The sequence below is a fragment of the Achromobacter mucicolens genome (genome assembly GCF_029866465.1).
In the GTDB taxonomy this organism is placed as follows: domain Bacteria; phylum Pseudomonadota; class Gammaproteobacteria; order Burkholderiales; family Burkholderiaceae_B; genus Achromobacter; species Achromobacter mucicolens.
This window is the reverse complement of the sequence record NZ_CP123364.1, coordinates 3,398,132-3,422,779: the sequence shown is the minus strand read 5'-3', so window position 1 is coordinate 3,422,779 and position 24,648 is coordinate 3,398,132. Positions and strand designations below refer to the sequence as shown.

The 24,648-nt window shown below is 67.3% G+C and carries 19 protein-coding genes; 9 read left to right on the top strand and 10 right to left on the bottom strand.

Annotation, left to right across the window (positions count from 1 at the left end; all coding sequences use genetic code 11):
* Nucleotides 1–46: 46 nt before the first annotated feature.
* The 7 genes from QEP15_RS15580 to QEP15_RS15550 form a co-directional block, all read right to left on the bottom strand.
* Nucleotides 47–805 carry a 3-hydroxyacyl-CoA dehydrogenase gene (locus QEP15_RS15580; RefSeq protein WP_056324250.1) on the bottom strand — a complete coding sequence of 253 codons (759 nt, stop codon included), beginning with the start codon at nt 803–805 and terminating at the stop codon, nt 47–49.
* A 134-nt stretch (nt 806–939) separates the two neighbouring features.
* Nucleotides 940–1,596, bottom strand: a complete 657-nt coding sequence (gene adk, locus QEP15_RS15575; RefSeq protein ID WP_056324253.1) for an adenylate kinase — start codon at nt 1,594–1,596, stop codon at nt 940–942.
* A gap of 91 nt (nt 1,597–1,687) precedes the next feature.
* Nucleotides 1,688–2,452: a 3-deoxy-manno-octulosonate cytidylyltransferase gene (kdsB, locus tag QEP15_RS15570; RefSeq protein ID WP_062840671.1), complete on the bottom strand. Its 765-nt coding sequence runs from the start codon at nt 2,450–2,452 to the stop codon at nt 1,688–1,690.
* Nucleotides 2,453–2,462: 10 nt separating this feature from the next.
* On the bottom strand, nt 2,463–2,645 hold the full coding sequence (locus tag QEP15_RS15565; protein WP_056324258.1) for a Trm112 family protein: 183 nt from the start codon (nt 2,643–2,645) through the stop codon (nt 2,463–2,465).
* Nucleotides 2,646–2,714: 69 nt separating this feature from the next.
* Entirely contained in the window at nt 2,715–3,896 is a 1,182-nt protein-coding gene (gene lpxK / locus QEP15_RS15560; protein WP_280147672.1) for a tetraacyldisaccharide 4'-kinase, read from the bottom strand.
* Nucleotides 3,893–4,306, bottom strand: coding sequence for an ExbD/TolR family protein (locus QEP15_RS15555; protein ID WP_056562648.1), 414 nt, complete (start codon nt 4,304–4,306; stop codon nt 3,893–3,895). The genes lpxK and QEP15_RS15555 overlap by 4 nt, the downstream gene beginning before the upstream one ends.
* Complete coding sequence (locus QEP15_RS15550) at nt 4,303–4,926, bottom strand: MotA/TolQ/ExbB proton channel family protein (RefSeq protein ID WP_152384807.1); 624 nt, start codon at nt 4,924–4,926, stop codon at nt 4,303–4,305. The genes QEP15_RS15555 and QEP15_RS15550 overlap by 4 nt, the downstream gene beginning before the upstream one ends.
* Nucleotides 4,927–5,276: 350 nt before the next feature.
* On the opposite strand from QEP15_RS15550, the gene xseA reads away from it, so the two are divergent.
* The 3 genes from xseA (at nt 5,277) to sodB (ending at nt 10,626) form a co-directional block, all read left to right on the top strand.
* Nucleotides 5,277–6,644: an exodeoxyribonuclease VII large subunit gene (gene xseA / locus QEP15_RS15545; protein WP_152384806.1), complete on the top strand. Its 1,368-nt coding sequence runs from the start codon at nt 5,277–5,279 to the stop codon at nt 6,642–6,644.
* A 45-nt stretch (nt 6,645–6,689) separates the two neighbouring features.
* Nucleotides 6,690–9,893 (top strand): ankyrin repeat domain-containing protein, encoded by a 3,204-nt coding sequence (locus QEP15_RS15540; protein WP_152384805.1) that lies wholly within the window; start codon nt 6,690–6,692, stop codon nt 9,891–9,893.
* Nucleotides 9,894–10,047: 154 nt separating this feature from the next.
* Nucleotides 10,048–10,626: a superoxide dismutase [Fe] gene (gene sodB, locus QEP15_RS15535; protein ID WP_056324270.1), complete on the top strand. Its 579-nt coding sequence runs from the start codon at nt 10,048–10,050 to the stop codon at nt 10,624–10,626.
* A gap of 84 nt (nt 10,627–10,710) precedes the next feature.
* Here sodB and QEP15_RS15530 read toward each other — a convergent pair whose 3' ends face one another.
* A complete protein-coding gene (locus tag QEP15_RS15530; RefSeq protein ID WP_193725382.1) occupies nt 10,711–10,935 on the bottom strand; it encodes a hypothetical protein in 225 nt (74 codons plus the stop codon).
* On the opposite strand from QEP15_RS15530, the gene QEP15_RS15525 reads away from it, so the two are divergent.
* The 3 genes from QEP15_RS15525 (at nt 10,907) to pcaF (ending at nt 15,483) form a co-directional block, all read left to right on the top strand.
* The gene (locus tag QEP15_RS15525; RefSeq protein WP_152384804.1) at nt 10,907–12,622 is read left to right on the top strand and encodes a methyl-accepting chemotaxis protein; all 1,716 of its coding nucleotides are present in this window, start codon (nt 10,907–10,909) and stop codon (nt 12,620–12,622) included. The genes QEP15_RS15530 and QEP15_RS15525 overlap by 29 nt on opposite strands.
* Before the next feature lie 94 nt (nt 12,623–12,716).
* Nucleotides 12,717–14,111 carry a chloride channel protein gene (locus tag QEP15_RS15520; protein ID WP_152385535.1) on the top strand — a complete coding sequence of 465 codons (1,395 nt, stop codon included), beginning with the start codon at nt 12,717–12,719 and terminating at the stop codon, nt 14,109–14,111.
* Nucleotides 14,112–14,277: 166 nt separating this feature from the next.
* On the top strand, nt 14,278–15,483 hold the full coding sequence (gene pcaF, locus QEP15_RS15515) for a 3-oxoadipyl-CoA thiolase (protein ID WP_142054672.1): 1,206 nt from the start codon (nt 14,278–14,280) through the stop codon (nt 15,481–15,483).
* A gap of 101 nt (nt 15,484–15,584) precedes the next feature.
* Here pcaF and QEP15_RS15510 read toward each other — a convergent pair whose 3' ends face one another.
* Together QEP15_RS15510 and QEP15_RS15505 are read right to left on the bottom strand one after the other, a co-directional pair.
* The gene (locus QEP15_RS15510) at nt 15,585–16,028 is read right to left on the bottom strand and encodes a DUF192 domain-containing protein (RefSeq protein WP_371825557.1); all 444 of its coding nucleotides are present in this window, start codon (nt 16,026–16,028) and stop codon (nt 15,585–15,587) included.
* A gap of 195 nt (nt 16,029–16,223) precedes the next feature.
* A complete protein-coding gene (locus QEP15_RS15505; RefSeq protein ID WP_006220277.1) occupies nt 16,224–16,469 on the bottom strand; it encodes a cold-shock protein in 246 nt (81 codons plus the stop codon).
* A gap of 226 nt (nt 16,470–16,695) precedes the next feature.
* Here QEP15_RS15505 and clpS point away from each other — a divergent pair, with 226 nt between their 5' ends.
* The 3 genes from clpS to pbpC all read left to right on the top strand — a co-directional run bounded on the left by clpS (nt 16,696) and on the right by pbpC (nt 24,608).
* A complete protein-coding gene (clpS, locus tag QEP15_RS15500; protein WP_056324280.1) occupies nt 16,696–17,010 on the top strand; it encodes an ATP-dependent Clp protease adapter ClpS in 315 nt (104 codons plus the stop codon).
* A 168-nt stretch (nt 17,011–17,178) separates the two neighbouring features.
* A complete protein-coding gene (locus QEP15_RS15495; protein ID WP_425285956.1) occupies nt 17,179–22,401 on the top strand; it encodes an alpha-2-macroglobulin family protein in 5,223 nt (1,740 codons plus the stop codon).
* Nucleotides 22,398–24,608: a penicillin-binding protein 1C gene (gene pbpC, locus QEP15_RS15490; RefSeq protein ID WP_262760856.1), complete on the top strand. Its 2,211-nt coding sequence runs from the start codon at nt 22,398–22,400 to the stop codon at nt 24,606–24,608. Before QEP15_RS15495 ends, pbpC begins: the two co-directional genes overlap by 4 nt.
* Nucleotides 24,609–24,648: the final 40 nt, after the last annotated feature.

Here is a 24,648-nt window from a genome sequence, read left to right as displayed (position 1 = left end):
CGGCCGCCAGCACGGCCGGCCCAGGCGGGCCGGCCATTGCGCTGGATTACTTCGGCGGCATGCGGATGGCGCCGTCCAGACGGATCGTTTCGCCGTTGAGCATGTCGTTGGTGATGATGCTGTGGACCAGCTTGGCGTAGTCTTCCGGCCGGCCCAGGCGTGCGGGGAAGGGGATGCTGGCGGCCAGCGAATCCTGCACTTCCTGCGGCATGCCAAAGATCATCGGGGTGCCGAAAATGCCCGGGGCGATGGTCATGCAGCGGATGCCGGTCTTGGCCAGGTCGCGCGCGATGGGCAGCGTCATGCCGGCCACGCCCGCCTTGGAGGCGGCATAGGCTGCCTGACCGATCTGGCCGTCAAACGCGGCGACCGACGCCGTGTTGATCATCACGCCGCGCTCGCCGGTGGGCTCGGGCGTATTGGCGCTCATGGCCTCGGCGGCCAGGCGCATCATGTTGAAGCTGCCGATCAGGTTGATCGACACGACCTTCTGGAACAGGTCCAGCGGATGCGCGCCGTTCTTGCCGACGATCTTGGCGGCGGGGGCAACGCCCGCGCAGTTCACCAGACCGAACAGCGAGCCCAGTTCCAGCGCGGCGGCCACGACCTTCTTGCCGTCGGCTTCCTGCGTCACGTCGCAGTGCACGTAGCGCTGGCCGAGTTCCTTGGCGAGGGCTTCGCCGGGCTCGTCCTGCAGGTCTGCAATGACGACCTTGGCGCCGTTTTCAACCAGCATGCGGGCGGTGCCGGCGCCCAGGCCGGATGCGCCGCCGGTAACGATGAATACCTTGTTCGCGATTTCCATGTGTGTACCACCAGATCAGTTCAAGGGAAGGAAGGCGGCGCGCCGGGCGCCGGATGCGACAAGGCCTTCGGGCCAGGGCCGGAACGCGGTGCGTCCGGCCGGCGCCGAAGGCCTTTGGGCCGTCGAGGCGCCGATCAGCTTTGAACGGCTTCGAACAGGCGCGACTTGATTTCGTCGACCGCGCCCACGCCGGAGATCTTGCGGTACTTGGGGGCGGCGGCGGGATCCTGCTGCGCCCAGGCCGAGTAGTAGTCGACCAGGGGACGGGTCTGTTCGCGATAGACGGACAGGCGGTGGCGCACGGTTTCCTCGCGGTCGTCGTCGCGCTGGACCAGGTCTTCCCCGGTCACGTCGTCCTTGCCTTCGGTCTTGGGCGGGTTGAAGCGCACGTGGTAGCTGCGGCCGCTGGGCTGGTGCACGCGGCGGCCGCTCATGCGTTCGATGATGTCTTCTTCGGGAACGGCGATTTCCACGACGTAGTCCAGCTTGACGCCGGCGCTCTTGAGCGCGTCGGCCTGCGGGATCGTGCGGGGGAAGCCGTCGAACAGGTAACCGTTGGCGCAGTCGGGCTGCGTCAGGCGGTCTTGCACCAGGCCGATGATGATCTCGTCGGAAACCAGGCCGCCGGCGTCCATGACCTTCTTGGCTTCAATACCCAGCGGGGTGCCCGCTTTCACGGCGGCGCGCAGCATGTCGCCGGTGGAGATTTGGGGAATGCCGAAGTGCTGCGTTAGAAACGCAGCCTGGGTGCCTTTGCCGGCGCCGGGGGGTCCGAGCAAGATGAGACGCATGAGTGCTCCTGAAGGGGTTTATTTTTTGTGATCCGGGGGATTATGCCGCAACGCAGCAGCCAATGCGGGGCTGCGCCATGCGAAATAACCCTTATATCGGTTTGCTGTAGATCAAGCGGACGCGCTCCAGGTCGGCCGGGGTATCTACCCCGCCTGCAGGAGGCGTCGACGCCCGATGGACGACGATCGTGTGGCCATGCTCCATGGCGCGCAGTTGTTCCAGCGATTCGAAGCGTTCCAGCGTGCCTTGCGGCAGCGTGGGGAACCGGCGCAGGAACGAGGCGCGGTAGGCGTACAGGCCGATGTGATGCCAGGCGGGCAGGCCGTCGGCCAGCACGCGTGCGCCGCCGGCCAGCGCGTCGCGCGCCCACGGAATGGGGGCGCGCGAAAAGTACAGCGCGCGATCGTCCGCGGCGCAGACGAGCTTGACGACATTGGGATTGAACAGCGCCTCGGCGTCGGCCAGCGGGCACGCGCAGGTGGCGATGTCCGCCTGCGGATAGGCCTGCAGCTTGGCGGCGACTGCGTCGATGAGTTCGGGCTCGATGAGGGGCTCGTCGCCTTGCACGTTCACGACGATCGCGTCGTCGGGCAGGCCCAGTTGCTCGACCGCCTCGGCCAATCGGTCCGTGCCGGTGGGGTGGTCGCCGCGGGTCATCAGGGCGCGCAGCCCGTGCGCCTGCACCGCCTGCTGCACGCGCAGGTCATCGGTGGCGACGAAGATCTGCGAGGCGCCCGACAGCGCGGCGCGATCCGCGGTGCGCACGACCATGGGTTTGCCGGCGATGTCGGCAAGCGGCTTGTCGGGCAGGCGGGTCGAGGCGGTGCGCGCCGGAATGATGGCGATGAAGCTCACGATGCGGCGGTCAGCGGGGGGCTGCGGCGTCGTCCAGCGCGCGCGCTTCGGACTCCAGCATGACCGGAATGCCGTCGCGGATCGGGAAGGCCAGGCGATCCGCACGGCAGATCAGCTCGGCCTGCTGGCGGTCGTGTTCGAGGCGGCCCTTGCACAAGGGGCAAACGAGGATGTCGAGAAGGCGGGATTCCATGACCGGGATTCTAAAACAGTTTTGCCGCCGGACAGCGCGCGGCTCGTCGGGCTTGCGGCAAGCCGCCGGTTACGCCGTTGGGTTGCGGCCCCGGCTTTTGGCGCCGCTGTTCTGGCCGCCGCCCGGGCGCGCTTTTCGGGCGCGCAGCGCGTCGGCCAGCCAGTCAAAGAGCGCCGGGTCGGAGAACGCGGCTTGCACGGGCACTTCCCACAGCCGGGGATCGTTCAGGGCGCCGCACTTGATGGCGTCCTTGGCGGTGACGAGGATGACGTCGGCGTCCAGCGCCTGGAACGGCGACGTGGCGAAGTCGTGGTGGTCGGGTAGCGGGAGCGTCGCGGACAGCGTGATGCCGGCTGCCCGCAGCGTGGTGAAAAAGCGCTCCGGATTGCCGATACCGGCCGCGGCCGCGATGCGGGTCTGGCCGGCAAAGGCGGAGAGCGGCTGCGTGTCGCGTCCCCCGATATGGCGCGCCAGACCGGGTTCGAGCCACATCTGGACCTGGCGGGGGAGGGTGCTGGCGGTGTCTGACACCCTGGGGAGACGGCCGTCAGGCTGCGAACGTGCCTCAAGGGTGTCAGACACGGACAGAGGGGTGTCAGACACCGAAAGGGATGCCGCAGGACCGGCGTCGGGCGTGCCGATATTGGTCACCACCGCGTCCACGTCGGCCAGCCGGCTGGCGGGCTCGCGTAGCGGGCCGGCCGGCAGCAGGCGCCGGTTGCCCACCCCGCGCTGGTCCTGCACCACGATTTCGATGTCGCGCGCTAGCGCCAGGTGTTGCAGGCCGTCGTCCGAGACGATGACGTCCACCCGGGGATGGGCGTCGAGCAAGGCCTGGGCGGCGAGGGCGCGCCTGGGGTGGATGGACACCGGCGCACCCGTGGCGCGGGCGATCAACGCCGGTTCGTCGCCGAAGCGGGCGGCTTCCAGGTCGCCCAGTCCCACGCGGGGGTGTGGGCCGACCTTGACTCCGTAGCCCCGGCTGACCACGCCCGGCGTGTAGCCGCGCGCCCGCAGGTTCTCGACCGTGGCGATCACCATCGGCGTCTTGCCCGTGCCGCCGACGTAGATGTTGCCGATCACGACCACCGGCACAGGGGCGCGGTACGCCACCTTGGCGCCGCTGGTGTAGCGTTCGCGCTTGCGCGCCACCGCCCAGGCGGTCAGCGCGGACAGGGGGCGCAGGGCGGTGGACAGCCAGCCGCCGCGCTGCCATTGGCGGGCCAGCAGTGATGCGCGTCTGGTTTTCAACGGTTGGTCTGGGCAGCGAAATTGACGCGGCCGATGCCGGCGAGCCGGGCCGCTTCCATGATGTTGATCACGGACTGGTGGGTGGCCTGGGCGTCGGCGTTGATGATGATGAGCGGCTCGGTCTTGCCGGCCGCGGCCTGGCGCAGGGCCTCGGCGATTTCGGGCGGGGTCGAGACGTCGATCAGGGTGCCATTCAGGGCGTAGCGGCCATCCTGGCTGACCGCGACTTCCAGCGCGGGCGGCGTGTCCTGTTCGGAGGACGCCTGCGGCAGCGTCACCTTCAACTGCGTGAAGCGCGTGAACGAGGTGGTGGCCGCCAGGAAGATCAGGATGACCAGCAGGACGTCGATGAGCGGGATCAGGTTGATGTCCAGCTCATCGCGATCGCCCCGGGATCCGCGGAAATTCATGGACGGGCCTCGCGGGGGGCGCGCGCCGGCGCGAGGGCGCGGATCAGGCGCGAGGCGGCCTGTTCCATCGCATTGAGGTAGCTGTCGACGCGGCCGCGCAGGTAGCGGTGCGCGATCATGGCGGGAATGGCGATAAGAATGCCGAAACCGGTGTTGTACAAGGCGATCGAGATGCCACGCGCCAATTGGGCCGGATCGCCGCCGCCGGGGGTGTAGGAGCCGAAGATTTCGATCATGCCGACGACGGTGCCGAACAGGCCCATCAGCGGCGCGACCACGGCGATGGTGCCGATGGCGGAAATGTAGCGGGAGAGATCATGCGCGACGGCGCGGCCCGTGTCTTCGACCACGTTGCGCAGCTCTTCGCGGGGCAGGTGACGGTGACGCATCACTTCGGCCAGCACGCGGCCCAGCGGCGAATTGCGTTCCAGCCGGTGGATCGATTCGGGTGTGTCCTGGTGATTGCGCAGCATATCGGCGACCTGATCGTTCAGGCCGCGCGGCATCACCAGGCTTCGGCGCAGGGACAGGAAGCGCTCGAAGATCAGCGCCAAGCCCAGCACGGATGTCGCCAGCAGGGGCCAGATGGGCCAGCCGGCCTCGCGCAGAATGGAAAGCAAAGCGTCAACTCCTGAGAAGCCGAAGGCGCCGGAGGGGGCGCATCGTGGCGTCTGAACAAGCCGAAACTGTAACGGCGCGGCGCGCATGTGGCAAGGCGGGGCGATCCCAAACTATCCACAGAATCTGTGGATAATTCTGTGTAGAACTCAGCCAGAAGGCTTATGGGCACAGGGCTTGCGCTTGTTTGCTTCAATTGAGCGCAGCGCCTTATCGCATAAAAGAATATATAAATCATGTACTTACACCGAATTTGCTGCGTTTCTGGGCCGTTGCTGCAAATTCCTGGGGACGCGGTATCATTGCGGCCCGCTCCGCCTGCCCTGTGGACAGGTTCGCATCGGAAAGCCTCATGACAATTGAACTCCCAGTCACAAACAACGCATTTGCGCGGGAAATCCTTACAGTTGCCCAGTTGAACCAAGCAGTGGGGCAGTTGTTGGAGCGCAGCATCCCGGCGCTGTGGGTGCGTGGAGAGATTTCCAACTTCACGCAGGCGGCATCCGGGCATTGGTACTTCACGCTCAAGGACAGCCGGGCCGCCGTGCGGGCGGTCATGTTCCGCAGCCGCGCCAGCGCCGTGGGTTTCGTGCCCCGGGCGGGCGACCAGGTCGAGATCCGCGCCCGGGTTTCCCTGTACGAGCCGCGGGGCGACTATCAGCTGCAGGCTGACGCCATGCGACGGGCAGGATTAGGCAATCTGTACGAGGCCTTTTTGCGACTGAAAGAGCAGCTTGCTTCCGAGGGGCTGTTCGATCCGGCCCGCAAGCGCGAGCCGGTCCGGCTGCCCCGCGCGATCGGCGTGATCACCTCGCTGCATGCGGCGGCGCTGCGCGACGTGCTGTCGGCGCTGGCCCGGCGGGCGCCGCAGGTTCCGGTCATCATCTACCCGGCCCCGGTTCAGGGTGCGGACGCCGCGAGCAAGCTGGCCGCCCAATTGCGTCTGGCCAATGAACGAGCCGAAGTGGACACGCTGCTGCTCGTGCGCGGCGGCGGCAGCATCGAAGACCTCTGGAGCTTCAACGACGAGGACCTGGCGCGCCAGGTGGCGGTCAGCGAGATCCCCGTCATCAGCGGCGTGGGCCACGAGACCGACTTCACCATCGTGGACTTCGTATCCGACCTGCGGGCGCCCACGCCTACTGCCGCTGCAGAACTGGCATGCGCGCCGCGCGCCGAATTGCTCGGCCGCGTCATGCAGACCCTGCAGACCATGGTGCGGGGCCAGCAACGGCGGCTGGAGCGGGCGGCGCAGCGCCTGGATCGCGCCACCGCGCAGCTCGTTTCCCCGGCGCAGCGCTTGCAGCACCAGCGCGAACGCCTGAACAGCCTGCAGTACCGCCTGGCCTCGGGCTGGTCGGCGCCGCAAGGGCGGCGCACCGCGCGGGTCAATCTGCTGGCGCAGCGCCTCAGTCATCGCGTGCCCGACACGGGCCGGGCGGCGGAACGCCTGGCCGGCGCCGTGCGCCGTCTGGGCCAGGCCCAGACGCGATTGCTCGTCGAGCGTCGCAACCGGCTTGCCGCCGCATCCGCGCAGTTGCGCGCGTTGGATCCTGGCAACACGCTGGCGCGCGGATACGCGATTGCCCGAGACGAGCAGGGCCGCATTGTTCGCGACGCGGCCGCGCTATCGGCGGGCCAGCCGCTGGACCTGAGCTTCGCGCAGGGCGGCGCGCAGGTCCAGGTGCAATCCACGCGTTCCACGCGCGACCCAAGCTGATCTTTCCGCGCCGCAAATCCTTTCCCCCCAAACCATGGCGGCAGGATGTTCCAAAACAGAAACCTGAAATGGGCGGCTACCGGTCTGGCCGCGGCGATATGGGCAACGGGGGTTGGCTCCGTGTCGGCGGCGGCAGCGCCCGCAGCCACCGCGCCCTCAGTCACGCCGACCGCAGCCGCCGATTGCAACTGTGCGTCGCCGTACCGCGAGTACAAAAACGCCGATACCCCGCAGACCGAGGCGCTGTTCGCGGCGGTCGGCCGCAACGATGAGGCGGCGTTTCTGGCCGCGCTGGCGCAGGTGGAACGCCCTGGCAACTATGCCTTGAACGGCGTGCCGTTGCTGCACGCTCTGCTGATGCCGCCTCGCGGCCTGCGATCGCAGTACGTGTATTGGGACCTGACGCCGGAAGATTCCGCGCGGCTGCGCCAGGCTCACGAGGCCGGCCTGCCGGCCCGCGCGCGGATGCTGGCGGCATTGCTGGCCACCAAGCCCGCGCTGGATGACATCACGTACGAGTCGCGGCGCCCGCCGCTGCACCTGGCCCTGCTGTACGGCTCGCCAGAGACGATCGAGGCGCTGCTGGCCGCGGGCGCCAACCCGGACCAGCGCGGCGACGCCAACGACACGCCCCTGGAATTCCTGCTGAATCGCGACTTCGAATATGCGGTGCGCATGACCTATCTGCCGCGCCTTGTCGATCGCAAGAACATGACGCGGATGGTGGTGGCCTTGTTCGGCGCCGGCGCCAGCCGTCCCTATGCGGCGCTGGACGCCGCGGACAAGGCCGCCGCGTCTAGCGCGATGACGGACGGACAAGGCCGGGTGCGGCCGGCGGCCGACTTCCTGTGCTGGCTCCCGTTGGTGGAATTGACCGAAGGGGCAGAAGCGCTGCGCGCGTTGGCCGCCTCGGGCAGCCGCCCCGCTTATGAAGAGGAGCTGACCGCGCTGGCGTTCGCCGCCTACCAGGGGGATGCGCAGGCAGTGTCGTTCTTGATGGAGCAGGGTCCGCGCACGATCCCCGCCACGGGGTGGGGCGAGAGCGGGGAACGCGATGTGTGGCTGGACGCGGCGCAGGCGGCGGTCGAGGGCGGGCACCCCGAGGCCGCCGGGTTGCTGTTGCGCGCGGACATGCCCTTTGCGCAACGCGGCCCGCAGGTGGGCTCAGGCGGTCTGCTCTTCGCCAAACCCGAGATGGGCAACCGGCCCATCATGAACCTGGCCGCACAGCGCGGCGACGCGCAGACGGTGCGGCGCCTGCTGGCCCTGGGGGCGCCGGTCGATGGCGACGCCGCGGAGCCGCATGGCAACACCCCGCTGGCCGATGCCGTGCAAGCCGGCAAGCCTGACGTCGTCAAGACGCTGCTCGCCGGGGGCGCCAATCCCGGCTTGCGGCGCGATGGCTACGACCGCCAGTCGGCGCTGGATGCCGCGGTGCGGGCCGGGGACACGACGATGCTGCGCACCCTCTTGTCCGCGATGACGCCCGACGCCTTGCGCGCGGCGTTGCAGGATCCCGGCAACTCGCCGGTGGCGCAGCTGTTGCGGCAACCGGGCGGGCAGGGCGCGGCGGTCCTGCGCATGTTCGCGGACGCGGGGTTCGACATGAAAACCCTGGACGCGGGCGCCATCCGCCAGGCGCTGGAAAACAACGATACGACGCTGGCTCTGATGCTGATCAACGCTGGCGTGCCGGTGAATCCGCCGGCGCCGGCGGCCGGGCGGAATGCCGCGCCAGCGGGGCCGGAGGATGCGGGCGGCACGCCGCCCCTGTTGCTGGCGGCCACGTCCGGCCACGTCGCCGTCGTCGACGCGCTGCTCGCCAAGGGCGCGGACCCGGCCGCCATCGCACCGGACGGCGAGAGCGCCTTGTATTGGCTGATCGGCCGTCAGGACGCCACCATGCTGGATCGGCTGCTGCGCGCCGGCGCCCGGTTCGACGACCCGCGGCTACCGGCAGCGCCCAACCCGTACGCGTTGCTCAACGCCGCCGTGGTGTCAGGGGACATCGACACGGTGCGCCGCGTGAGTGCCGCGAATGGCCAGGCGATCGCGCAGGCCTGCCTGCCGGACAACGCCGAGTTCGTGCTGGTCGACAAGCCCGGCTACTTTGCGCAACTGCATGCGGCCGGGTTCACCGGCCACGAATCGGCATGCGCGCGTGATGGACGCCGCCTGCCCGAGCGCGTCGTGTCGATGCTGTTGCAAAGCCGGCAACTGATCACCGCGCGGCACGACACCGTGGTCCAGGTGCTGCGCCAGTTCAAGGACGCGGGAACCGACCTGGACGCGCCGGTGGCCGGCGACGACACGCCGCTGACGGCCGCGATACGGCTGGGCCGCCAGGATTTGGCGAATGCGCTGCTGGAGGCGGGCGCGAGCCCTGACGCCGGCGCCGCCTCGGGTCGTGGGCCTGCGTGGGTTGCGCTCGAAACCGGCCAGCCCGGGATGTTGGCCCTGCTGGCTCGGCATCACGCGCGGTTCGACGCGGCCGTGGCGCCGTCCGGGCAGTCGTTTCGCATGGCGCTCGTCTGCCAGTCCGATCCGATCTTCGCGCAGACCTTGCAGCACGCGGGCGTCACGCTGCAGGCGGACTGCGCGCCACCGGCCGCGCAAGGCCGGCGCCTGGGCGCGAAGGCCGCGAACAAATCCACCGAAGCCATCCGTGTTCCAGGGCACTATTTCCTCGTCGGTGTTCGGGAGGTCGGCAGCGAATTGCTGCTGCGCGAGGACGGCAGCTTCGAATACTTCCTGAGCTATGGCGCCGTCGACATCAACGCGCATGGAGCCTGGCGCGCCGACGGCAAGCAGGTTTTCCTGGACACGCCGCCGCTGCGGCCGTTTTCAACCATCGCCAGCGTGCGCGCCGACAGCCTGCCCGCCGAGCCCGGCATGCTGACGGTGCGGGTGTATCACCGGGGCAGGCCGGTCAGCATCGATGTGGCGGCGTCGTCGGCGGATGCCGATTACGGCGGCGGGCCGCGCCGATCGGAAGGCGCGGACGGCGTCAGCGTGCCCATCTCCGAGGGCGCGCTGAAGTCCCTGGCCGTGTTCGTGCCGTTGCCGGCTGGCGAACGCTGGCATGAGGTGGATGTGAGCCGCATCGATCCGGCCACGCGGTCCATTCGCATCGATATCGACGTGCCGGACGGCGCGGCCAGCGCGCCGCTGCACAAAGTCCTGGCCGTGGCCGACGACGGCGCCTTGGTGGAAACGGTTGGCGGCAGGGAACTGCGCTACACGAAGTGACGCGATGCCCGCGGTCGCGCGCGGGCGCCTGGAAGGCCCGGTAATAAGCATGTGCCCGTTAACCCCGCGCCAGCGCGGGGTTAACACGGTATCCTCAGGAGTTGCCGATACAATTGACCGGCTTGATCGTGCTCTCAACAGAAGGAACCATCACATGGCACATACTCTTCCCCCCCTGCCTTACGAACTCGACGCCCTGGCGCCGCACATCTCCAAGGAAACGCTGGAGTTCCACTACGGCAAGCATCACCAGACGTACGTCACGAATCTGAACAACCTGATCCCGGGCACGGAATTCGAAACGCTGTCGCTGGAAGACATCGTGAAGAAGTCCTCGGGTGGCATTTTCAACAACGCCGCTCAGGTCTGGAACCACACCTTCTACTGGAACAGCCTGGCTCCCAAGGCCGGCGGCGCTCCCACCGGCGCGCTGGCTGACGCCATCAACGCCAAGTGGGGCAGCTTCGACGCCTTCAAGGAAGCCTTCAACAAGTCGGCTGCCGGCAACTTCGGTTCGGGCTGGACCTGGCTGGTCAAGAAGGCCGACGGCTCGGTCGACATCGTCAACACCAGCAACGCCGCCACCCCGCTCACGACGGCCGACAAGCCGCTGCTCACCTGTGATGTCTGGGAACACGCGTACTACATCGACTACCGCAACGCGCGTCCCAAGTATCTGGAGAATTTCTGGGCACTGGCAAACTGGGATTTCGCGGCGAAGAACTTCGCCTGATTTCCCGTTCCGGGCGCCTTGCGGCCCCCCCCCGCCGCACCCCATGAAAATGACCCCTCGCCCCGGCGAGGGGTTTTCTTTTGTTCAGGAAAAATTCAGTTTCAAAAACCCCTGTCGATTGTCGAGTTCATTACACGAAACTGACGCGGGAACAGGCTTCTCTTCAGGGTAAGCCCTAAGCCAAACGTCGCTATCGTTTCCTCCGGCCTGCGCCTCTACCCCGGAGCGCAGGGCTGCGGCAGCGCCGCCATAAGCCGGGGCACTCACAGGGAAGGGAAGCATGTTGCGGTTATTTTCGGGAATGCGCATCGGGTCACGCCTGACGGGCGCGTTTTTGCTGGTGGCGGTGATAGGCGGTGCGATCGGGGCGTTCGGCGTATGGGGGCTGTCGCGAATCAATGAAATGAATGACAGGCTTTACAACACCGAACTGCGCGGCATTTCGGATCTGAAGGAAGCCAACCTCAACCTCATCTACGCGGGGCGTGCGCGTAACGCCTACCTTGCCGCCTCCTCCGAGGACGCGCGGCTGGCGCTGCGCAAGCAGTTCGACGATGCGGTCAAGACCATGGACGGCCTGCGGGACAAGGCGGCCGAGAATTTCTACGGCGAACCGGCCAAGCGCCTGCTGGCGCAGTTCAATGAAACCGAGCAGGCATGGAAGCGCGAGGCCATGGCGTTCTTCGAGGCGGCCAAGTCGCAGCCGTTGACGCACACCGACGCGCGCGTGGCCGAAACGGAAAAGCGCGTCATCGCGACGTCGCAAAAGCTCGATGACCTGATGACCGACCTGGCGGTCAACAAGGAAAAGTCCGCCGAGCTTTCCGTGCAGGACGGGACGGATCTTTACAAAACGGTCCGCACTGTCATGATCGCGCTTGCGATCGCCGGCGTGGCCATCGGCATGCTGCTGGGGTGGCTGGTGACGCGAGGCATCGTGCGTCCGCTGAGCGAGGCCGTGTCGGCGGCGCGCCAGGTGGCCGCGGGCGACCTGACTGCCGATATCCGCGTCGCCACGCGCGACGAAACCGGCGACCTGATGGCGGCGCTCAAGGCCATGAACGAAAGCCTGGCTCGCATCGTCAAGGACGTGCGCGACGGCTGTGAGAACATCGCTTCGGCGTCGTCCCAGATCGCGCAGGGCAACTCCGACCTGTCGCAGCGCACGGAAGAGCAGGCGTCCTCGCTGGAAGAGACCGCGGCGTCGATGGAGCAACTGACCAGCACGGTGCAGCAAAACGCCAACAACGCCGGGGAAGCCGACCGTCTGGTCAGCCAGGCGTCCAGCGTTGCCGTGCGCGGCGGCGAAGTGGTCGAAGGCGTGGTGCAGACCATGAGCGCAATTTCCGACAGCTCGCGCCGCATCGCCGACATCACGGGCGTGATCGACGGCATTGCATTCCAGACCAACATCCTGGCGCTCAACGCCGCGGTGGAAGCCGCGCGTGCGGGCGAGCAGGGCCGGGGCTTTGCCGTCGTGGCGGGCGAGGTGCGCACGCTGGCCCAGCGTTCCGCCGTGGCCGCCAAGGAGATCAAGGCCTTGATCGATGAATCGGTGACCCGCGTCGAAGGCGGCACGCGTCAGGTCGACGAAGCCGGACGCACGATGCGCGAAGTGGTCGACAGCGTGCGCCAGGTTGCAACCCTGGTGCGCGAGATCTCGGGCGCCTCGGAAGAGCAATCGGCCGGCATCGGCCAGGTGAATCAGGCCGTGTCGCAGATGGACGCCGTGACCCAGCAGAACGCCGCCCTGGTCGAGGAAGCGGCAGCGGCCGCAGCCAGCATGCAGGAGCAGGCCACCCGCCTGGCGCAGGAAGTGCGCCGCTTCAAGGTCGATGCGGGCGGCGCGACAGCGGTTCAGGCGCAAGCCCGGTTGCTGCCGTCGGAACGCACCGCCGCGCGCAAGCCCGCCGCTGCCGCGCAGGCCGCGCGCCCGGTGCAGGCCCGGCCCGCGCTGGCCAACGCCTCGCAGGACGACGACTGGTCGTCCTTCTAAGGCGGCCGGCCCCGCGATGGGCGGCGGCCGTTCGGTTACGGGTCAGGCGGGGATGGTATGGTTGGCAACCCGCCAAACCACCCCTTTCTCGTCCATGCCCCTGCCCGACCCCGTCCGCCGCGTCATTGCCCGAACACGCCGGCTCACGCGCCGCAAGGTGCGTCAGGTCAACCGGCTGTCACGCAAAAGCGTGCAACTGGGGCTGCTGCTGGGCGGTGCCGCGCTGGTGGCGCTCATGTCGCTGGGTTTTGCCTACCTTGCCGACAAGGCGCTGGCGTGGAACCGGCAGTGGGTGGCCTACAACGGATGGCTCGCGCTGCTGGTGATGCCGTTCGGCCTTGCCGCCTTGCGCTGGCTTACGTTGCGCTTCGCGCCCAACGCCTCGGGCAGCGGCATTCCCCAGGTCATTGGCGCGTTGTCGCTGCCGCCGGGGCCCAGCCAAAGCAGCCTGGTGTCCTTCGCGCAAAGCCTCTGGAAAATCCCGTTGGCGTTCTTTGGCATGCTGGCGGGCGCGTCGATTGGCCGCGAGGGGCCTTCGGTGCAGGTTGGCGCGGCGCTGATGCTGGCATGGGGCGACTTCTGGAAGCGCCGCGGCTTGCAGTTGCGCGGTTTTCACGCCAACGAGCTGATCGCCGCGGGCGCCGCGGGCGGCCTGGCGGCGGCGTTCAACGCGCCGCTGGCCGGGGTCATCTTCGCGATCGAGGAACTGGGCCGCGGCACGGTGCTGCGCTGGCAGCGGCTGGTGCTGATCGGCGTATTGGCCGCCGGCTTTCTGGTCGTGGCCGTTGAAGGCAACAATCCCTATTTCGGCGTGTTCGGCGGCGCGCCGCTGTCCCAGAACATGCTGCTGTGGATCGTCATCTGCGGCGCGCTTAACGGCGCGCTGGGCGGCATCTTCGCGCGGTTGCTGGGCAAGGGCCCCGTCCTGGCGGCGCCGCAATCGTGGCGCGGCTGGATCCGGGCGCATCCGGTCTGGACGGCGTTCATCATGGGCCTGGCCCTGGCGGTCATCGGCCTGTGCACCGCGGGCAGCGTGTACGGCACCGGCTACGCCGCCGCCGCCGATCTGCTCAACGGGAAGGACTCGGTGCCGGACGGGTTTGGCATCGCCAAGCTGTTCGCGACCGTGGCGTCGTACTGGGCGGGCATTCCCGGCGGCATCTTCACGCCGGCGCTGACCACGGGCGCGGGCATCGGCCACCACATCTGGGAGCTCGCGGGCAACGGCGTCGACCAGCGCGTGCTGGTTTTGGTGTCGATGGCCGCCTTTCTGGCGGCCGCCACGCAGGCGCCGTTGACGGCCAGCGTGGTGGTGATGGAAATGACGGGCAGCCAGCCCATGCTGTTCTGGCTGCTGGTGGCGTCGCTGCTGGCGTCCGGCGTGTCGCGCCAATTCTGCCCGCAACCTTTCTACCATCTGGCCGCCGGCCGTTTCCGCCGGCAAGCCATCGTCGAGGCGGGCCGCGCGGCCAAGGCCGGGACGCCCTGAACGCGTGCACAGGCGCCCGTTTTCGGGCGCGGCAAGGCCGGCTAATGTGAACGTCCATTGGACACTGTCCGTGCAGCGGACATCCGTGCAACGCACCAACTTGGCGCGAAACCGCTGCGTTAAGATCGTCCGATCCCGAGTTCTTTCACTTCACTCCGAGCTTCCCATGACCGTGAATGCCTTTATCTGTGATGCGATCCGTACCCCCTTCGGCCGCTATGGCGGTGCGCTGGCTTCCGTGCGGCCCGACGATCTGGCTGCCGTAGCCATCAAGGCCCTCGTGGCGCGCAACCCCGGCGTGCGCTGGGAAGAACTCGACGACGCCATCATGGGCTGCGCCAATCAGGCAGGCGAAGACAACCGCAACGTGGCCCGCATGGCCACGCTGCTGGCCGGCCTGCCGATCGAAGTGCCCGGCGCCACGGTCAACCGCCTGTGCGGTTCGGGCCTGGACGCCATCGGCACCGCGGCGCGGGCCATCCGCGCCGGTGAAGCCGGCCTGATGCTGGCCGGTGGCGTGGAAAGCATGAGCCGCGCCCCGTTCGTCATGGGCAAGGCCGACAGCGCGTTCTCGCGCAGCGCCGCCATCTACGACACCACCATCGGCTGGCGCTTCATCAACAAGCTGATGAAGGCGCAGTACGGCGTCGACTCGATGCCCGAGACCGCCGAAAACGTCGCCGACGACTTCAACATCAGCCGCGCCGACCAGGATCTGTTCGCGCTGGCCAGCCAGGAAAAGACGGCTCGCGCTCAGAAGGAAGGCGTCTTCGACGCCGAGATCGTGCCCGTGTCGATCGCCCAGAAGAAGGGCGATCCCATCGTCGTGTCCAAGGACGAACACCCGCGTGAAACCTCGCTGGAGTCGCTGGCCAAGCTCAAGGGTGTGGTCCGCGAAGGCGGCAGCGTCACCGCCGGCAATGCGTCGGGCGTGAACGACGGCGCCGCCGCGCTGCTGCTGGCCGACGAAAAGGCCGCCGCCCGTCATGGCCTGACCCCGCGCGCCCGCGTGGTCGGCATGGCGACCGCCGGCGTCGCGCCGCGCATCATGGGTATCGGCCCGGCGCCCGCCACGCAAAAGGTGCTGGCCCAGACCGGCCTGACGCTGGATCAGATGGACGTGATCGAACTGAACGAAGCGTTTGCGGCGCAAGGCCTGGCCGTGCTGCGTCAGCTTGGCATCGCCGACAACGACCCGCGCGTGAACCCCAACGGCGGCGCCATCGCCCTGGGCCACCCGCTGGGCGCCAGCGGCGCGCGTCTGGCCACCACGGCCATCAACCAGCTGCACCGCACGGGCGGCCGTTATGCCCTGTGCACGATGTGCATCGGCGTCGGCCAAGGCATCGCGCTGATCGTCGAGCGCGTGTAAGGCGGTTGCCCCGGACGGGCGGCCCCACACGCCGCCCCAACGACAAGGGAGCCCTCGGGCTCCCTTTGTCATTCATCGGTTCTGGCGCTTGCCATGATGCGTTACGGCAGCCCGTCCAGCTTCTTGCCCGCGGCGATGCCGTGCGCGTCGAACCACCCCTGCGCCATTTCCAGCGCGTAGCGCACCGGCTTTTTCGCGCAATGCGGATCCTCGGTCTGCGGCGCCATGTCCTCGATGTTGACGATCGTGCCGTCGTCGGCGATAAAGGCAATCGACAGGGGCAGCAGCGTGTTGCGCATCCAGAAGCACTGCACGTCCGGGCGGTCAAAGACGAACAGCATGCCGTCGTTGCCGGGCAGTTCCCTGCGGAACATCAGGCCGTCGCGCCGCGTGGCGTCCGTGTCTGCGACTTCCGCGCGGATAATATGGATGCCGGCCGACAGCTGTGTGGTCGGCAGCTTGGGTTGCGGACCGGTCTGTTGCTGGGCGCTGGCTGGCAAGGGCAGGGCGGCGGTCGCGAACGCGATGGCTGCGGCGGCAATCACCGAACCCTTGCGGCCCGCCGACGTTCCCGCTGACGATGCTTTGGTGAACGTTGTTTTGAACAGTGTGCGCACAATGGGAAACAAAACTGCAATCTTCAGCATGGTCCGGCGGAGTATTTAGAAAATAACAAGGCGGGGCCCGAAAGCCCCGCCTGGATAATGGCGCAACCTTACCGTTGCGCTTTAAAGGGTAACTCAGGCTGCCGTAATATTAAGCGCCTGTTTGCCTTTAGGCCCCTGAATAATCTCGAAGGCCACTTTCTGGCCTTCTTTCAGGGTTTTAAAACCATTCATCTGGATGGACGAGAAGTGGGCGAACAGATCTTCACCGCCATCGTCGGGCGTAATGAAGCCAAACCCCTTTGCATCGTTGAACCATTTGACGGTGCCCGTCGATTTGGGATTGTCCCCTTGGACGGCGGTTGCGGTCGTATCAGACATGCGGCCTGCCTCATTGAATCGTATGTTGACAGAAGGGCATTGTGGTCTAGACCCCTGTCCCCCCTCCGGCTTCCTGGCAGATTTTCGGTGAATTGAAAACCCCAGAATGCGTGGATAATGCGCCGCTTTTCTTGACCTAGTCAAGTATGGATACTACGTATTTCTGCGTGTAATTTTCAGTAAGTTGAGTGGTTGCCGTCCCCAGTTTAAATAGAATACCCGCCCTATGAGTTCTACCTTGGATTCCCAGCATGACTTGGTCGTCGAAAAGGCGCCGGCTCGCGCTGCGCCGCCACCGATGTACCAGGTGCTGCTGCTCAATGACGACTACACCCCGATGGAGTTCGTCGTGAAAGTGCTGCAGAAATTCTTCAATAAGAATCAGGAAGAGGCGACGCGGATCATGCTGCAGGTCCATCACGAAGGTCGAGGTGTCTGCGGGGTTTACCCGCGCGACCTCGCGGCCACGCGCATCGCGCAGGTCGGTCAATATGCTCGGGCGCGCCAGCACCCGTTGCAGTGCGTGATGGAACCGGTTTGAAAACGAAAAAAGACAGCGCCGCCAGCCATGGCGGCGTTGTGCTGCCGGTTGCATCCCGGATGACGGGATGAACGGTTTCGCCGCGTAACGGGAAGCGCGCGGCGCATGCGGGTCGGCAGCTCCGCCGCTAAGGAGCGTTGCATTCTAGTGGGCGGGGAGGGTTTCGCCGTGAGTGGAAAGTTCAACAAGACCTGGCTGGCAGTAGCCGGGGTCGCGGTCTTGGCCGGCGCCCTTGGCGTGGGCTGGTGGATGGGCAAGGGACAGCAACCGGCGACGCCGGCAGCGGTTCCGGCGGCGCAGACGGCAACTGCCGCTGCCCCGCAGGCGGCGAACGGCGGGGCGCCAGCGTTACCGGCCACCGCAACGGTGGGCGCCGCGGATCCCTTCGCCGCGTTGAACTGCCAGCCTCGCCAATACAACGATGCCTTGTCGCTGGCCGTGACCTTCACGCAGCCGGTGGATGCCAAGAGCAATCTGGACGCCTTCCTTCAGGTCACCGACACGGGTTCGACGGCCGGCAAGGCTGACGAGGACAGCGAATCGGCGGCCGCAACCGGCCAGCAGCCGGCCTCCGTGCGTCCTGGCGATTCCGCGCCCAAGGGCAAGATCGTCAAGGGCAACTGGGTCGTCGGCGACAATCCGCGTGTCGTGTACTTCCCCTACGTGCAGCCGCAGCGCTCGTACGCCATCACGGTCCGCTCGGGCCTGCCGGGCGCGGGCGAGAAGGTCGCGCTGGCCGAGGCCTCGCATTGCGAAGTCAGCACGCAGGCCATGCCGCCTTCGTTCTACTTCGCCAGCCGCGGCGTGGTACTGCCCGCCGGCCAGAACGGCGGCCTGCCCGTGGCCACGGTCAACGTGCCCGAGGTCGACGTGCAATTCCTGCGCGTATCGCCCGAACGTGTGCCCGAACTCTTCGACACCGTGTTGGGCGTGGGCCGCACGCCGGCCGCCTCGGACGACGAGGACGACCACGGCTACGACGAGAACGACTGGCGTTATGCCGGCAACCGCAGCCTGAAGGGCTCGGTCAGCAACTGGGACCTGGACCGGCTGAATTCGCTGACGACCAGCGTCTATCAGGGCCGCTTCATCACCGACGACAAGCCGAACCGCCGCCACGTCACGTTCCTGCCGGTCGAAGGCATCAAGGAACTGCAGGAGCCGGGCATCTATGTCGCGGTCATGAGCCAGCCGGGCCGGTTCCGTTACGAGTACCAGGTTACTTACTTCTATGTCAGCGATATCGGGCTGCACGCCCGCCGTTACAGCGATCGCATCGAAGCGTATTCGGTGTCGCTGAAGTCCGGTCAGGCCATCTCGGGCGCGGTGTTCGAACTGGTGGACGGCGCCGGCAAGCCGCTGGCCAAGGCGGCTGCCGATGCGCAAGGCCATGTCCGCTTTGACGGCAGCTTTGCCAACGCGCGCGTCATCCGCGCCTCGCGCGACAAGGAAATGACCGTGCTGGCGCTGGGCGAACCGGCGCTGGACCTGTCCGAGTTCGACACGGGCGGCCACGCTTCGCGCGCCAACAATCTGTTCGTCTATGCGGGCCGCAACCTGTACCGCCCTGGCGAAACGTTCCATGTGTCGGTGCTGCCGCGCGACCTGGACGGCCGCGTGCTGACGCCGTCGCCGCTGACCGCCACCATCAAGCGCCCCGATGGCCGCACGGTGCAGACCGCACTGTGGCAGCCGCAGAAAGACCTGCCCGGCTACGTCGAGCGCGCAATCGATCTGCCGCTGGATGCGCAGACCGGCACGTGGATGCTGGAATTGCGCGTCGATCCGGCCTCGCGCGCGCCGGATGCCTCCTGGAAATTCCAGGTCGAAGAATTTCTGCCCGAACGCATGAAGATGGCGCTGACCTCGGGCCAGGACGTGTTGTCCCCCGACGAGGAACTGACCGTCGATGTGCAGGGCGATTACCTGTATGGCGCGCCCGCGGCGGGCAACCGCCTGCTGGCAACCTTCCAGGTCAAGCGTGACCGTTTCGCGCTGGCCCAGCAATGGCCCGGCTTTATTTTCGGCGACGTGGCCGACGATACGCGGCGCAGCTTTGGCGAACTGCCGGAAACCGCGCTGGACGACAAAGGCCGCGCGCAACTGGACGTGAACCCGAACGCCTCCGGCACGCATTCGCCGATGAAGGTACGCGTGTCGGCCAGCTTGCTGGAATCCGGCGGCCGCCCGGTGGTGCGCTCCATCGAACGCACCGTCTGGCCCGCCGACAAGCTGATCGCCGTGCGTCCGCAGTTCGACAGCGACGTGGCCCGCGAGAACGCGCCGGCAGGCTTTGAAGTGATCCGCGCCAACGCGCAGGGCAAGGTCGAACCGCTTGCGCAGGCGCAAATGCGCCTGTTCCGCGAAGAGCGCCAATACTATTGGCGCTTCGACGACCAGCGCGGCTGGAACAGCGGCTATACCGAAACCGAGGAACTGGTCGATTCGCGCGAAATTGCGCTGAAGGATCGCACCCAGCTGACGGTGCCGGTCAAGTGGGGCCGTTACCGCCTGGAAATCACGGATCCGGAAACCGGCGAAACGATGCGTTATCGCTTCTATGCCGGTTGGAATGCGCAGGACGCCGACGCGATGGGCAACCGTCCCGACCGCGTGCAGATGAAGCTGGAAGGCGTGCCGGCCAAGCCGGGCGACACCGTCAAGCTGACGCTCACGCCGCCGCATGACGGCCAGGCGCTCATCACCGTCGAAGGCGACCGCATGTTGTGGTCCAAGTGGGTGGCGGTGAAGGCGACCGGCACCGAGGTCGAGATTCCGGTCGACAAGGAATGGAAGCGTCACGACCTGTACGTGGCGGCCGCGGTATTCCGCCCGGGCAGCGAAGGCGACCGCGTCACGCCGGCCCGTGCGCTGGGCCTGGCATTCCTGCCGATCGCCAGCGCCGACCGCAAGCTGGACGTCAAGCTCACCGCCGCGCCCAAGGTCGTGCCGGAGACGAAGACGACCGTGCGCGTGAAGGTCGACGGCGCGCAGGGCAAGCAGGCGATGGTGACGCTGTCCGCGGTCGACGTGGGCATCCTCAACATCAACCAGTACGCCACGCCCGATCCGCTGGATTACTTCTTCGGCAAGCACCGCTACGCGCCCGAGTTGCTGGACATGTACGGCAAGCTCATCGAAAAGATGGACGGCACCAAGGGCAAGCTGAAGTGGGGCGGCGACGCCGCGATGCGCGGTGACAGCAAGAGCCTGCCCAAGAAGGTCAAGCTGGTGGACCTGTTCTCGGGGCCCGTTGCGCTGAACGCGCAGGGCGAGGCCGACATCCCGCTGGACCTGCCCGACTTCAACGGCACCCTGCGCCTGATGGCCGTTGCGTTCACGCCCGACAACTACGGCAGCACCGACGCCGAAATGGTGGTGGCCGCGCCGATCGTGGCCGAACTGAACACCCCGCGTTTCATCACGCCGGGCGACCAGGCCGCCATTGCGCTGGACGTCACCAACCTGAGCGGCGCCGAGCAGAAGATCTCGGTCAAGCTCGAGGCGCTGGATCCGCTGGCCATCGTCGATGGCGTGCGCACCGTCACGCTGAAGGACAAGCAGCGCACGACCCTGCGCTTCACCGCCACCACCACCGGTTCGTACGGCCTTGGCCTGATGCGCCTGACGGTGGACGGGCAGGGCGGCGCCAAGCCTGTGCACATCGTGCGCGAGTCCGTGCTGCAGGTGCAGCCGGCGCACGCGCCCGAACGCCAGGTCCGGCGTCTGCGCCTGAATCCGGGCGAATCGCAGCCGGCGCAGGCATCGTGGGTCGCGTCCTACTACCCGGACTCCACCACCGTCAGCCTCACGGTGTCCAACCGTCCGCCGTTCAACGTCACCCGCCTGGTCGAGGACCTGCTCAACTATCCGTACGGATGCACCGAGCAGACCATCAGCGCAACCATGCCGTGGGTGATGCTCGATGAGGAGTCGGCCAAGCAGTTCGGCCTGAAGCCGCGCACCCAGGCCGAGCGCGCCGCCAAGGTGGCGGGCGCCATTGGCCGCCTGTCCGGCATGCGCAACTCGGTGGGTTCGTACAACCTCTGGAGCGGCTCGTCCTCGCGCGATGTGTGGCTGACGGCCTATGCGGTCGGCTTCATGCAGGACGCACGGGACCGCGGTTTCGACGTGCCCGAATCGTCGCTGGACCGTTCCCGCACCTGGCTGCTGGAACAGGTGCAGCAGAGCACGGGCGCGTTCGGCACGTGGTCGGCCAACCTGCGCCGCAACGTCGAGGCCAACCGCATCGACAGCAGCGATGCCAACGTGCTGCGCGAAGACCATCGCCGCTTCGCCGGCCTGGCCACCGCCGCGCTCGTGCTGGCGCGCGACAAGAAGGCCCCGTTGTCGACGGTGCGTCAGCTCTTTGACAACTATCAGGAACGCGCGCGTTCGCCGCTGCCGCTGGTGCAACTGGCTGCCGCCTTCAAGCTGATGGGCGACGAAGGGCGCATGAAGCAGGCGCTCGACCTGGCCATGACGCGCGCCTATGGCATCAACATCAACAACCGCAGCAGCGCCTACTACGACGAATGGATGGGCGATTACGGCAGCAGCGTGCGCGACTACGCGCTGTCCTATGCGCTGGTTTCGCAGTACGAGTTGCGTCACGAGCGCAGCGAGAACCTGCTGAACCAGCTCTCCAGCCGTCTGGGCAATCGTTCGTACCTGTCCACCCAGGAACAGATGGCGCTTCTGTTGGCCGCGCGCGCCGCGGGCGGCAGCAAGAACACGCCGTGGGAAGCCGTACTGACCGTCAATGGCGAGCGCAAGCCGCTGTCCGGCGGCAAGAGCGACCAGACGGTGTCGCTGGCCGCGGCGGATCTGGCGGGCACGCAGATCCAGAACACCGGCAGCCAGTCTCTGTTTGTCGAGTACGACATCCAGGGCAGCCCGACCGCGACCCCCGCGCCGCGCAACGACATCATCCAGCTCAAGCGCGGCTGGTACCGTCCGGATGGCCGCCCGTGGGATGGCGGCACGCTGCAGACCGGCGACATGCTGGTGGTGTGGGTCCAGGCCAGCGCCAACCAGAACATCCCGGACGGGCTGCTGGTTGATCGCGTGCCGGCGGGCTTCGAGGTCGAAAACCTGAACCTGTCGCAAAGCCCCGAGATGCAGGACTGGAAGATCGGCGGACGCCGCGTGGCCGACGCCATGTCGGATTCCAACATCAAGCATCGCGAGTTCCGCGACGACCGCTATGTGGCGGCGGTATCGCTGGGCCGTGGCAAGGTGGACGTGTTCTATCTGGTGCGCGTCGTGACGCCGGGCCGCTATGCGGTGCCGTCGACGGTGGCCGAGGATATGTACCGCCCCGAAATCCGCGGCGTGGGTGAGCAATGGAGCACGGTGGAAATCCGCGATCGCGGCGCCAAGCGTCCTTGAACGCCGCCGCCGCACCCGGGGCGGGCGCATCGCGCGCCCGCCGCTGGCGGCGGCGCGGCATCTTCGCGGCCAGCGCGTTGTCAGCGCTGGCCGCGTTGTTATTCGCGCTGGACCGCCTGTATCCGCTGCCCCCCATCGACTCGGGCGGGGCGGCGGTCGTCGTCGCGGCCGATGGCACGCCGCTGCGCAATTATCCCAGCCGCGACGGCATCTGGCGTTATCCGGTCCAGCCCGGCCAGGTCTCGCCCCGCTACCTGGAAACCTTGCTCACCTATGAGGACCGCTGGTTCTACTGGCATCCGGGGGTGAACCCCGTGGCCCTCGCGCGTGCCGGGTGGCAGTGGGCCACCAACCGCCGCATCGTGTCGGGCGGATCGACGCTGACCATGCAGGTGGCGCGGCTGATCGATCCGCAGCTTGCCGGCAAGCCGTCGCGCACGATGTCGGCCAAGCTGCGGCAGGCCTGGCGCGCCGTGCAGCTTGAAATGCACTACAGCAAGGACGAGATCCTGTCCCTGTACCTGACGCATGCGCCCATGGGCGGCATCGTCGAGGGCGTCGAAATGGGTTCGCGGCTGTGGCTGGGCAAGCCCGCCCGCGACCTGGGGCCCGCCGAAGCCGCCATGCTGACTGCCTTGCCGCAGGCGCCGTCGCGGCTGCGCCCCGACCGCCACCCCGAAGCCGCTCAAGCCGCGCGCGACAAGGTGCTGGACCGCATGGCCGAACTGGGCCGCTGGACGCCGGCCGAGGTGGCCGACGCCAAGATCGAGACCGTGATTGCGCCGCCGCTCAGGGCGCGCTGGCTGGCGCCCCTGGCCGCGCAGCGCCTGCTGCTGGAGGCGGGCGGCCCGCGCCGCGCCGGCGGACGGCCGCCACTCGTCACGTCCACGCTCGATGCCGACATGCAGGCGTCGGTGGAACAAATGTTGCTGGATCGGGTCGATAACCTTCCGCCCAAGGTATCGATGGCGGTGCTGGTCATGGACAACGACTCGCTGGAGGTCAAGGCTTACGCCGGATCGGCAGATTTTTCCGACGATTCCCGTTACTCGCATGTGGACATGGTGCGCGGCGTGCGTTCGCCGGGCTCCACGCTGAAACCGTTCCTGTATGCGCAGGCGTTGGACGAGGGGCTGATCCACTCGGAAAGCCTGCTGATGGACGCGCCCATGTCGTTTGGCGGGTACGCGCCCGGCAATTTCCAGGCGGCGTTCGCGGGGCCGGTGAGCGTGGCGCAGGCCTTGCAGCGGTCGCTCAACGTTCCTGCGGTGGACCTGCTGGACCGCGTCGGACCGGTCAGTTTTGCCTCGGTTATGCTGGCGGGAGGCGTGAAGTTACGTATGCCCGCAGGGGCGGAGCCGAATCTGAGCTTGATTTTGGGCGGGGGCGGCACCACATTGGAAGAACTGGTCGGCGCTTATCGCGCGTTGGCCCGGGGCGGCGTCTCGGGGCGGCCCCGCCTGACGGCGGAGCAACCCCTTGTCGAGTCCCGTATGATGAGTCCTGGCGCGGCCTGGATCGTCCGGGACATCCTCGAAGGCGGTGGACACCCGGACCGGCCGTTCTACCAGTCGGGCAGCCCCGGACGGCAACTGGCCTGGAAAACCGGGACCAGTTTTGGTTTCCGGGACGCCTGGGCGGTTGGAGTGACCGACAGATGGACGATCGGCGTATGGGTCGGCAGACCCGACGGTACGCCGAACCCGGGATTTTTCGGGGCGAATGTGGCGGCGCCGCTACTGCAAGACATTGTGGCGGCGTTGCCGGAAGGCGCCCAGCAGGTCCGCGTCAGGCCCGAAACGGTGCAGGCGGTGGTGACATGCTGGCCCCTGGGTTACAGACTGGGCAGCGAGCCCTCGGGCGCGTGTCCCGAGCAGCGGGCCGCCTGGATGCTCAATGAAACGGCGCCGCCCTCGTTTGCGGGCTATGCCGATGCCACCCAGGGACCGCTGCGGCTCGGCGGCGTGGCCAACGGTTCGGTGCTGCGGCCCGTGCCCGGCATGCGGCAAGTCGCGCTGGACGTCGACGTCCAGGGCGCTGAAGGCGATGTATGGTGGATGCTCGATGGTCGTGTCGCAAGTCATGGCGCCGCGGGTCATCCGTTTAATTTGGTGCTGGCGCACGACGGCCGGTATACGCTAACCGTCATGGATACACATGGCCGGCACGACAGCGTGGTTTTTGAAATCGCTGGCGTTACGCCATGATCGGCATAGAATATGAATCGTGTATTAGCCCGCTTCGATG